8 protein-coding genes are annotated in these 11,485 nt (G+C 40.6%); 1 reads left to right on the forward strand and 7 read right to left on the reverse strand.

Going from position 1 to position 11,485, the window contains the following annotated elements:
- Positions 1-77: 77 nt before the first annotated feature.
- From Q0K03_RS05660 to pulA, 4 genes are all read right to left on the reverse strand, one after another.
- Entirely contained in the window at positions 78-2,105 is a 2,028-nt protein-coding gene (locus Q0K03_RS05660; protein WP_297238631.1) for a ribonucleoside triphosphate reductase, read from the reverse strand.
- A gap of 9 nt (positions 2,106-2,114) precedes the next feature.
- Positions 2,115-3,257 (reverse strand): anaerobic ribonucleoside-triphosphate reductase activating protein, encoded by a 1,143-nt coding sequence (locus tag Q0K03_RS05665; protein ID WP_297238633.1) that lies wholly within the window; start codon positions 3,255-3,257, stop codon positions 2,115-2,117.
- A gap of 78 nt (positions 3,258-3,335) precedes the next feature.
- A complete protein-coding gene (locus tag Q0K03_RS05670; protein ID WP_297238635.1) occupies positions 3,336-4,847 on the reverse strand; it encodes an IMP dehydrogenase in 1,512 nt (503 codons plus the stop codon).
- 107 nt (positions 4,848-4,954) lie between these two features.
- Positions 4,955-7,057, reverse strand: coding sequence for a type I pullulanase (gene pulA / locus Q0K03_RS05675; protein WP_297238636.1), 2,103 nt, complete (start codon positions 7,055-7,057; stop codon positions 4,955-4,957).
- Positions 7,058-7,149: 92 nt separating this feature from the next.
- Here pulA and Q0K03_RS05680 point away from each other — a divergent pair, with 92 nt between their 5' ends.
- Positions 7,150-8,517 carry a class II fumarate hydratase gene (locus Q0K03_RS05680; protein WP_297238637.1) on the forward strand — a complete coding sequence of 456 codons (1,368 nt, stop codon included), beginning with the start codon at positions 7,150-7,152 and terminating at the stop codon, positions 8,515-8,517.
- Positions 8,518-8,566: 49 nt separating this feature from the next.
- Here the strand turns inward: Q0K03_RS05680 and cls are convergent, their stop codons facing one another.
- The 3 genes from cls to Q0K03_RS05695 all read right to left on the reverse strand — a co-directional run bounded on the left by cls (position 8,567) and on the right by Q0K03_RS05695 (position 11,320).
- On the reverse strand, positions 8,567-10,099 hold the full coding sequence (gene cls / locus Q0K03_RS05685) for a cardiolipin synthase (protein ID WP_297238639.1): 1,533 nt from the start codon (positions 10,097-10,099) through the stop codon (positions 8,567-8,569).
- A 75-nt stretch (positions 10,100-10,174) separates the two neighbouring features.
- The gene (locus tag Q0K03_RS05690; RefSeq protein WP_297238641.1) at positions 10,175-10,747 is read right to left on the reverse strand and encodes a hypothetical protein; all 573 of its coding nucleotides are present in this window, start codon (positions 10,745-10,747) and stop codon (positions 10,175-10,177) included.
- An 18-nt stretch (positions 10,748-10,765) separates the two neighbouring features.
- Positions 10,766-11,320, reverse strand: coding sequence for a hypothetical protein (locus Q0K03_RS05695; RefSeq protein ID WP_297238642.1), 555 nt, complete (start codon positions 11,318-11,320; stop codon positions 10,766-10,768).
- Positions 11,321-11,485: the final 165 nt, after the last annotated feature.

The raw sequence follows: 11,485 nt of genomic DNA on the forward strand, positions 1-11,485 counted from the left end.
AAGCTCTTCAACGTCTAAGAAATAACAGGTAAAAAATTACGGCCATGCGTCTGTTATTTCATAAGTGTTTTTTTAATTCACTCTATATCAAAATGATTTTGTTTTAAAAAATCTTTATATACTCTTTGATCTCGTAAATTCACCGAATGATAATAGCCGGCCACTCTTGCCCAGATCGTACACGTTTTCTGGCATTTTGGACAATGTGTCTGCAGCCCTTTTAAATAACCATGCTCACTGCACACCGAATAAATAGGCGACAACATGAAGTCATAGATGTCAAAGGACTGAATGATCGTTTTGACTAGAGTTCGAACGGCCTGTTCATTCATGATTCCTTGCGAAATGTTGATAGGAAAAGAAACGCCGCCATTATAGATTCTTTGAATATTCTCCTGGATCTTTAACGTCTCGAACAAGTCTTTTTCGTTATTAAAAGGCATCTGGGTTGAATTGGTATACGCTAATGTATCATTCATGATCAAATCGGGATAGAGCTCCTTATCCTTACATGCGAACCGATACGAAACACTTTCTGCCGGTGTGGCTTCCAGATTGTACAAACTGTTGGTTTCCTTTTGTTTAAGAATCAAACGGTCACGAATAAAAGTTAAAACTTTACCGGCAAAATTCTGAGTTTCTATATGCGTCATATCTTTTTTCAGCCATGCTGCATTTAATCCGGCTTCGTTCATCCCTACGATCCCGATCGTGGAAAAATGATGATCAAAATTTTCAATATATTGGCTTGTATACGGATACAATCCGCTCTTTAACAGTTTGGTCAAAACTTGAGATTTGATACGCAATGACCGGCAGGAAAGATCCAATATCTGTTCCAAGTGCTCAAAAAACTCATCTTCCTGTTTGCTGATCAAGGCCAAACGAACAAGATTGATCGTCACTGTTCCTATATTTCCTGAATTCTCTGGATAACTGTAAAAACCTGGTTTCTTATTCCATTTTGAAGAATCCACCATCTTTAAAGAGGAATGTTTAAAATCCGATTGTGTTCGATTGACAAAATAAGGTGATCCATATTTTCCAGTACATTTAAACAGATTTTCATGTCCATCAAAATCGAAGTTTTCATCGATCATCACGGTAGGAATCGGGAAAGGAAAACCATTTCCCATCGCATCGCCTTCGTACAGGATCTCAAAAAAAGCATCCTGGATCATTTTCATTTCTTCTTTACAGTCTCCATAGGTGAAATCCATTTCACGATTGCCGACCCAGGCTTTGACATTCTTTAGATCTTCAGGAACTTCCATATCAAACAAGACATTGGAAAATGGTGTCTGTGTTCCCCATCTGGATGGAATATTTACTCCGTAAATAAAGGTTTCCAACGCCTTTTTTATTTCTGAATGTGTTAAATGATCTTGTTTGACATAAGGAGCCAGGTATGTATCAAAGCTTGAAAAGGTCTGCGCTCCGGCCCATTCATTCTGAAGGATCCCCAGAGCATTGACCATCTGATTGCACAAAGTCATCAGATGTTTGGCCGGACGAGACTGAATCTGGTCAGGACCCGGCTGTATGCCATTGGTAATCAATGTCAAAAGACTCCAGCTGGCACTGTCTCCTGTCAGCATATCCAGATCATGGATATGGATCAGTCCGCTATTATGTGCTTCTTCGATCTGGGTATCGTACACTTCACTGAGCCAGTAATTCTTTGTGATTGCGCCTGAATTTGATAAGATCAAACCGCCGACAGAAAAGATCGAAGGCTGATCGATCGTTAAATCTCTGTCGCTATTGTCCAGATAAGAGTCAACAATATTTTTATAATCCAATGTTGTTGTTTCGATCCGCCGGACATTTTCCCTTTGTTTCCGATATAAGATATAGGATTTGGCAACTTCCGTATACCCTGCCTGTGAAAGGACTCTTTCTACACTATCCTGGATATCTTCCACCGATACGATCTCATGATGGATCTTGGGCTGAACATCGGCACTGACCCGTAAAACTAAAAGATCAAAGATCTGCGGATCATAGGTCATCTTACAGGAAACAAAAGCTTTCTCTATGGCATTGATGATTTTTGATACATTAAAGTCGACAATCGTTCCATCTCTTTTTTCTACTTTCAACATATATTTCCCCTATCTGATCACAACATTCGGTATGATCTCTTGAATTTTCTCCTGCGCCTGTTTAAGTGCCTCCGGCGAATAGCCGTGAAATCCTTCCTGGATCACGGTTTCTTTTTCCTGATATGTATGAAGTTCCAGCTTTTGAGCCGGCTGAATCCATCTGGCCATGGCCAGAAGATCTTCCATCGTATGAAGTTCCTGTATAGGCGTAAAGACAAAAGTAATACTTTTCTTTGTCTTTTGTAAACAATCGATACTGGACTGCACCTCTTTGATGTCATAGTCTTTCAAGCCAATCGTTTCTCCATATTTTTCTTTAGTATTTTTGATATGAAACAGAACTTCATCAACCAGATTTTGATCGATCAATTCCTTTAAAAGTGCCGAATAGGATCCATTCGTTTCCAACTTTACATCATAGTTTAAGGCTTTGACTTTTTTTAAAAACGGCAGCAGCTCTGGATGCATCAAAGGCTCTCCCCCTTTGATCAAAACCGCATTCAATAAGCCTTTTCTTCGTGTCAGATATTGGAGTATCTGGCTTTCCTGAATGCTTTTGGTGTTTTCTTTTAAGAACACCAGATGGGAACAATTACAGAAAGGACAGCGAAAGTTACATCCTCCTGTAGACAGGACAGTTGAAACCTTTCCCGGATAACTTTCCAAACTGATATTCTGCTGTTCAAAAAAGAGGATCTCACTTAGATCAGCCTGCGCAAACTCACGGGCAGAAACGGCCATATTTTTATAAAATGTAGAGAATGAATCCATATCTTCCTGAGGGATCGAAGCACTGATGTGCTGCCACCAGGAAGTCCGGATCGCATACACCTTACTCATGATCTGACGCGCTTTTGATGTCGTATAAAGCTCTTTGGCCCGTTTATCTTTTTGGGAAGGCTGAACGCGAATATATCCCATTTCCTCAAGTTTCTGTACCTGTTTTGTGATGGTTCCTTTATCATAACTTCCTTCCGTGGCCACGCGCTGCTGAGAAATTCCTTCATTTTCATAGATCAAAATAAGAATCGGCAGCTGGGCATACGTTAAAGAAACGCTTTGAAGCATTTGATCGTAATATTTTTGTGTACTTCGATATAAAATGCTGATATCAAGCAGCAAATCGGAATTATGATCGGAAAAGTCTTTCATGTTCACAATATAACAAACAACAGTTGAAAGTGCAACCAAACAAAAAGAGAAACAGTTTTTCCTGTTTCTCTCTGGGTCTTAGTTTGGTTTTGCGTCAAAGCTTTCATCACGCACAACGACATCGTGTGCGCCGCCTTCCACGATACTTGTACTGGATACCAGGGTCACCTTCGCATTCTTTTGAAGATCTGGAATGGAAAGACATCCGCAGTTACACATCGTATGGGAAATCTTGGAAAGCGTCAATCCTACATTCTCATGCAGTGTACCGGCATAAGGAACATAAGAATCTACCCCTTCGACAAAGCTCATCTTGGCATCTCCGCCTACATCATAGCGCTGCCAGTTACGGGCACGGGCACTTCCTTCGCCCCAGTATTCTTTCATATAGTTTCCATTCACACTGACCAAATTGTTTGGAGCTTCTTTGAAACGGGCAAAATAACGTCCCAACATAACGAAGTCAGCCCCAAAAGCAAGGGCAAGGGTGATGTGATAATCGTGTACGATTCCTCCATCAGAACAAATCGGGATATATACACCTGTTTCTTCAAAATATTTATCACGGGCCTGCGCTACTTCTAAAGTTGCGGTCGCCTGTCCGCGGCCAATCCCCTTTTGTTCACGAGTGATACAGATCGATCCTCCGCCGATACCAACTTTGATAAAATCGGCACCCGCCTCGGCAAGGAAACGGAATCCTTCTTCGTCTACGACATTTCCTGCTCCTACTTTGACTGTATCTCCATATTTTTCACGGATCCATTGTAAAGTCTTAGCTTGCCAGCAAGAATATCCTTCACTGGAATCAATACACAATACATCAACTCCGGCTTCCACCAGGGCAGGAACACGTTCTTCATAATCACGGGTATTGATTCCCGCTCCCACGACATAGCGTTTTTGATCATCCAGCAATTCGTTTGGATTTTCTTTGTGAGATGCATAGTCCTTACGGAATACAAAAGCTTTTAATCTTTGATTTTTATCCACAACAGGAAGCTGGTTCAATTTATGATCCCAGATCAGATCATTGGCTTCACTTAAAGTAATATCTTCATCACCGACAATCAGCTTTTCATAAGGTGTCATAAACTCTTTGACTTTCGTATTCAGATCCATACGGCTGACACGGTAATCACGGCTTGTCACGATACCGACAAGTTTGCCGTCGGCTTTTCCATTTTCGGTAACGGCCATGGTAGAATGTCCGGTTTTTTGTTTCAATGCGATCACATCGGCTAAAGTGGCTTCTGGTGAAATATTGGAATCACTTCCCGTAAATCCAGACTTTGTGGATTTTACCTTGGCAACCATTGCCGCCTGCGATTCGATGGTCTGTGATCCATAAATAAAGCTGACACCGCCTTCTCTGGCCAAAGCACAAGCCATTTCTTCTCCACTGACAGCCTGCATAACGGCAGACACCATAGGAATATTCAAATGCAGTGCTGGTTTTTCACCCTTTTTGAATTTTACTAAAGGGGTGCTTAAATCAACATTATCCGGAATGCAGTTTTCATCTGTATATCCGGGAATCAATAAATACTCACTAAAAGTACGGGATGGTTCTTTACAAAATTTTGCCATGATCTCCTCCTCTTTGAACAAACGTTATTGAAATTATTTTATGTTTTGAAAGGATACAAGTCAAGGGGATTCTCGCATTCTTCTCTGTGAAAAAATGAAAGTGAATCCTACTCAACACTGCATACCACGACACCATATGGAGCAATTTCTACTCGATAGGTCGTAGCCGGATTGATATTTCCATTATCGAAAAGAATCGTCAGCTTTTGGAAAGAATCGTAACTGAACTTTTCATTGGTAGGATTAAAGAAACAGATACAGTGGTCCTGATCCTTTTGGGTCTCGTAAATCAGGACTTTATGATCAATTTCTCCAAAGGATACATTCTGTTCAATTTCTTCTTTGGTTTCTAACGAAAAACAAGGATGCGATTTTCGAATGTCGATCAACATCCGCGTATCTACAACGATCGGCATATGTTTATTTCTTAAATTGTAATCTATACGATTGTAGTGATCGCTTCGGTTGTAACTGTTCCCCAGATTGTGTTTTGTCCGGCCAAATTCCTGTCCGGCATGGATAAACGGCACCCCCTGAGCAAGAAGTACCAGAGCCGTAGCCAAAGTCTGACGCTGCATCAGGATGCCTCGGGACTCGTTCTGGCAACAAACACTGTTTTTATCCCATAAAGTATGGTTGTCATGACATTCCACATAGTTGATGACTTTCTGTGGAGAATCAAATTTATTTTCCAGACAGCTGGCTGCCAGAGCTTGTTCCATATCATAGAGAAGATCCGTATTCCCATTTGAATATCCGGCAATCTCCAGATCGCCGTTAGACCCCCTGCACACTTCACGGAAACGATCGCTGAAGTGGCCGACCAAAGGCATCTTATGCTGATTCAGCATCGAAGCTCTGAGATCTTCCGATACAAAACTTGGCATGTTCCATCCTTCTCCATAAATCATGAAATCAGACTTGATGGCACGGCACTGTTTCGCGATTTCATTGATCAGTGTATAATCCAGGATTCCCATCAAATCAAAACGGAAACCATCCACATCAAACCATTTTACGATCTGCAGGCATGTCTGAAGAAAATATTGTCGAGACATCGGAGGCTGGGTATCAATGTCGTTTCCACAATAAGAACCATTACTGAACTCCCCTTCCGTATTCATCAAAAAATAATAATTGGGAACCAGAACTTCCAGAGGATAGCTGTCTTTGGCATAAACATGATTGAACACAAGATCCAGATTCACGCGCAATCCTTTTTCATGCAGATCATGGACCAGCTGTGCAAACTCTAATACTCGGACCCTAGCATCTTTACAGTCGGTCGAATAGCTTCCTTCTAAAGCACGATGGTGAACGGGATCATAGCCCCAGTTATAAAATATATCGGTGTAGACTTCATCCACACTGCCAAAATCAAAAACCGGAAGAAGCTGAACATGCGTTACCCCTAAAGAGCAAATGTAGCTGAGTCCTGTGCTCATCGTCTTGGTCGTATAGTTTTCTTCGGTAAACCCTTTAAACTTTTTTGGATGCTTGATCCCAATTCCAGATTCTGAAGTCATATCCCGAATGCTGGCTTCATAAATAATGGCTTTGGTATTTGAGGACAAAAGAGGCATTTTTACTTTATCCGGTAAAGTCAGCCGATCCATCGATTCTACCACACTGTATTTCGTATTGGGACCACAGAATGGATTGTACGGATCGACGGTCTCACTCCATTTTCCATTGGATCGTACCATATAAGTATAATGAGCATCTAAAATATCTTTATTGACCGTGCAGGAAAAGACACCTTTTTTTTGCCGTTTTAATTCCACAACGTCTTTTTTTCCTTTTATATCTAAACAAAGACGGATTCGATGCGCCGTAGGAGCCCATACTTTAAAAACTGTCTTTTTCGGTGAATAGGAACAGCCTAGATCTTTTTCCTCAATAAAAAAATCATCGTTGAACTGAGACGTCTTTACAATGTGTGAGTACTGGCAATACGTTCGCTGGCAATGTTCATCATAAAGGACATATTCCTCACCAATGATCAGTGGTTCTTTTAAAGATAAGATATATTTTATATACCCATTTTGAAGATCCTGTTTGGATTCAATATCCGTACGGATAATTCGGTCACAGGAATCCTTTAAATGAAAGATTCGGGATGAGCCGTTAAAAAAGTTTTTTGACATATAGACTTTTACGCAATTGTAATCATCAAAATACGCCTCATAAACTTGTTCCATTCGCATCATGATCGCTCCTTTTAAGAGTAAAATTCATCTATATTTTAACATAGATAGTAACCAAAAAAAATGATACACTACTGTCAACGGAGGAAACATTTATGAGTAATTATCGAATTGAAGGAGATGTTTTAGGAAAAGTAAAAGTTCCTGCAGATAAATTCTGGAAGAGCCAGACCCAGCGAAGTCTGGAAAACTTCCCTATTGGAATTGAAACTATGCCGCAAAGCATCCTTAATGCCTTTGCGTTATTGAAAGAAGCCTGTGCGATTGCCAACTTGTCTTACCAAAAAATCACGCAGGAACAATGCGATGCCATTGAACATGTATGCGAAAAGATTCTGGATGGTCAATATAACGACCAATTCCCTCTCCACGTCTGGCAGACAGGAAGCGGAACCCAAACTAATATGAACTTCAATGAAGTCATCACAACTTTGGGAAATCAGTATGCGGATCAAGAAATTCTTCATCCCAACGATATCGTAAACTGTTCACAAAGCAGCAACGATACCTTTCCAACAGCCCTGCATATGATGATGGCACAAAAAACGATTGACGAATTGCTTCCGGCCTGTGAAAGAATGATCACGGAGTTGAAACGAATCGAAGAAGAAAATCAAGGATTGATCAAAATTGGAAGAACCCATCTTCAAGATGCGACCCCACTGTATTTTTCTCAGGAGATCAGCGGTTATCGTTCTATGATCGAACATAGTATGGATCAGATCCAATCCAGCTTGAAATATGTGAAAGAACTGGCCATTGGTGCTACTGCGGTCGGAACAGGAATCAACTGTCCAAAAGATTTCGATCAGAAGGTTTGTTCCATTCTCAAAGAGAAAACCCATATCGATTTTGTTCCCGACCCCAATAAATTCCATGCCCTTACCAGCAAGGATGCCTGTGTATTACTATCCGGCGCTATAAAAGGTTTGGCATGCAACTGCATGAAGATTGCCAATGACATACGATGGTTGGCGTCTGGTCCGCGATGCGGCATCCATGAAATCGATATTCCAAGCAATGAACCAGGCAGTTCCATCATGCCGGGAAAAGTCAATCCTACGCAGTGTGAAGCCATGACAATGGTATCTGTCCAGGTCATGGGAAACGATACGGCCATCGGCATGGCAGCCAGTCAGGGAAACTTTGAACTGAATGTCTTTATGCCTTTGATTGCCTATAATATCGATCAAAGTATTCAGCTCATGAGCGATGCCATCGATTCCTTTACACTTCGATGCCTCCATGGCCTGAAACCCAACAAAGAGACAATCGATAAAAACCTGCATCATTCACTGATGTTGGTAACTTGTTTGAATCCGGTCATCGGCTATGAAAAAGCAGGGAAAGCCAGCCAGTATGCTTATCACCATAACTGTTCTTTAAAAGAAGCCATCTTGGAATTAGGGTATTTGACAGAAGAAGAATTTGATCTCTATGTGGACCCTAAAAAAATGATTTAAAAAAACTTGCGTTTGGCTATCCTAGGATAACCAAGTCGCAAGTCTTTTTTTATAACATAGGACCGAAAACCTTCAAGATCTTTCTAAACTGGCGTAAGAAGAAATTAACTTGTTCGCATTCTTCCAAAGTGACCTCGTGAGAACGGCTGAAAATGTCTTCAAAATCATCATGAATTTCTTGAAGACAGGATGTATCCCGCATAAAGACACCGCATTCATAATGAAGATAGTAAGAGCGAAAATCCATATTTACAGTCCCTACCAGAGCACTTCGATCATCACTGAGCGCAACTTTTCCATGGATAAAACCAGGACTGTATTCATAGATACGCACGCCCTTTTTGATCAAAGCATCGTAGTTGGCTTTTGTCACCTGGTAAACGGCTTTCTTGTCCGGAATGGCAGGTACAACAATGCGTACATCCACCCCGTTATTGACAGCAAGCTGTAAGCTGGATACCATCTCATCATCCAGAATCAGATAAGGCGTCGTGATCCAGAAGTAATTGGTAGAGGCATTCAGTAGATTCAGATGCATATATTTTCCGGTATAGTTTTCATCCGTAGGCGAATCACTGAACGGAATCACATAACCAGGTTCGTCATAGCGAATCTGGTTTTCTTTTTTAACGATAAAAGGTGCATACGGCGTATTTTCTTCTTCCTGATAATTCCACATCTGAAGAAAGGAGATCGTGAAGGTTTCAACGGCAGCGCCTTTGATACAAACGCCCATATCTTTCCAATGTCCAAAACGTTCGCGCGTATTGATATACTCATCGGATATATTACAGCCGCCGGTAAAGGCCACCTTACCATCCACGACAAGGATCTTGCGATGATCGCGATTGTTCATCTGCATGGCAATCTGGGCTTTCATCGGATTGAAACGATGGGTCTTTACTCCCCGGGAAGTAAGCCATTGGTCATATTTGTCGGGCAGATAAGTGATTGTGCCAAAATCATCATAGATCAAGCGAACATCCACACCTTCACTGGCTTTGTCGATCAGGATCTGTAAAATTGTATCCCACATCACACTTTGATTGATGATGAAAAATTCCATGAAGATAAAAGATTTTGCCTCAGAAAGTTCTTTTAAAAACGCCTGATATTGTTTTTCTCCTGAAGGAAAATACTGTACCGAACAATGATCATATACCGGAAAATAACCATTGGACCAGGCAAGAGAAACCATTTTATCAAGAACAAAGTCATCACTTTCCTGTTTCATGACTTTAATGCTTTGTTTGGCATAACGCTGGTAGTCCGAAGCTGCCTGACGGTCTTTGATCATCAATTCCCTAGGAATTTTGCGGGCACCAAAAAGAAGATACAAGACACCTCCAAAAACAGGCATAAACATGATGACCAGAACCCATAATAGTTTACTGCTTGAATCCGATTCGCGATTGATGACTTGAACACTGATAAAGAAACTTAAAAGGACAAGGATAAAGTAGAGACCAAAGAATCGTCTTGAAAACCAAGTCAGTAAAAGAATAAACGCAAGGATTTGAATGAGAAAAGCCATGGCAATGAAAAATGGCTTTGATTTTATGATACGTATATATTTATGCATAATTCTCCTTATATGTAGGATATTTTAGCACACGATAAAAAAAACTCAAGGCAAGGCCTCAAGTTTAACAAAATCTTAAGAAATATACGTGTCTGAAACATATCCCGTAAAATATAGGAAAGTTCCTTCCCCCTGGTAAGATCCCGGACCCGGCTGATCCAAACTGCAGGAATAAGATGCTGAAGGTTCGGTCATCGCAAATGAAAAAAGCCGCTGGGATTCCGTCTCAAGTTCCAAAACATCCGGATAACTGCCACAGAATGACCCGTTTTCCGGCACGAGCGAAATCGGGTCGCTGTTCAGCTTATAATAGGAGGATTGATCTCCTTGAATCAAAAATGAAAAAGTGGATGTTTCCGGATTTTTACCAAATTTGATCAGAATCGTAGACCCGGTCACCCGAACGGTTCCTAAAGAAAATGAAGAAAAGCGATCGTTATGATAGCGATACCCCTCAAAGTGAAAATAATCAAACATTTCCGATTTTTTCAGCTTCATCGTACCAATCACTTCATTTTCTTCATAAAACTGTTCTTCTTCCTGGCGGTATTGTTCTAAAAGGTTCGAATCCAACTCCGAAGTCTTGGATGTACAGCTGATCAAAAAACAACCTAAAACAAGCCCCAAGATCATTGGTTTAATTTTCATGACAAACTCCTTATAAATTTAGACCTGTGAAAAAGATAGGGCTAAAAAGACATATCTTCCTGAAAAGTCACCTAGATCTTTTTGAAAATCCTTAAAGGAATACGACTGACCTTCTTCATAAAAAGCCATAATAGGAACAAACGAATCGTCTTCGACCTGGATAAAGGAGACAGAGGAATGTTCCAATTCTGAAAGATCTAAATCATAATCAAAAGTAGAAGAACGTGATTCTGACCCTGGAATTTCAATATATAAGGCACAGGTTGATACACTTGTCCCAAAAAATAAATCAACCGGTTCATCCTGCAGTTTTATAGTATGTGATAAAGATTTATTCCATTCCGAGTCCTTCCACTCAAACATGGCAACATCAAAGGAAACAAAGCTGGACGTTTCAGCAATTTCAAAATGAGAAACAGGATCAAAAGAATCAGAAAAAGTCTGATAAGTGTCGCTGAATAAAGGATCAAAATCAGAAACGGAACGATGCTCAATAGAGACAGGATGCACAGAAGTACAAGCGGTAAAAAGAAAAAGAATACATATTGAAAAAAATCGTTTTAGAAACGTCATACTCTCACCTCATTTAACCACAGAATAATGGATAGGAGGTAAAAATACAAACATTCAACCAATCCAGCCAGATATAAGGCCAAAAAAGCCATAAAAAAAGACCCGGCAACGTGCTATGTTCGCAGGGGCAGGCCCAACTATTTTCGCCGCTGAAGTGCTTAACTT

Origin of the sequence: uncultured Faecalicoccus sp. (assembly GCF_944327125.1) — a bacterium.
GTDB lineage: Bacteria > Bacillota_I > Bacilli_A > Erysipelotrichales > Erysipelotrichaceae > Faecalicoccus.

Bases quoted from the DNA above. Each gene is read 5' to 3' on its own strand.
- Q0K03_RS05680 (WP_297238637.1), top strand. From the start codon at position 7,150: ATGAGTAATTATCGAATTGAAGGAGATGTTTTAGGAAAAGTAAAAGTT.
- Q0K03_RS05660 (WP_297238631.1), bottom strand. From the start codon at position 2,105: ATGTTGAAAGTAGAAAAAAGAGATGGAACGATTGTCGACTTTAATGTA.
- Q0K03_RS05695 (WP_297238642.1), bottom strand. From the start codon at position 11,320: ATGACGTTTCTAAAACGATTTTTTTCAATATGTATTCTTTTTCTTTTT.
- Q0K03_RS05665 (WP_297238633.1), bottom strand. From the start codon at position 3,257: ATGAAAGACTTTTCCGATCATAATTCCGATTTGCTGCTTGATATCAGC.
- Q0K03_RS05670 (WP_297238635.1), bottom strand. From the start codon at position 4,847: ATGGCAAAATTTTGTAAAGAACCATCCCGTACTTTTAGTGAGTATTTA.
- cls (WP_297238639.1), bottom strand. From the start codon at position 10,099: ATGCATAAATATATACGTATCATAAAATCAAAGCCATTTTTCATTGCC.
- Q0K03_RS05690 (WP_297238641.1), bottom strand. From the start codon at position 10,747: ATGAAAATTAAACCAATGATCTTGGGGCTTGTTTTAGGTTGTTTTTTG.
- pulA (WP_297238636.1), bottom strand. From the start codon at position 7,057: ATGATGCGAATGGAACAAGTTTATGAGGCGTATTTTGATGATTACAAT.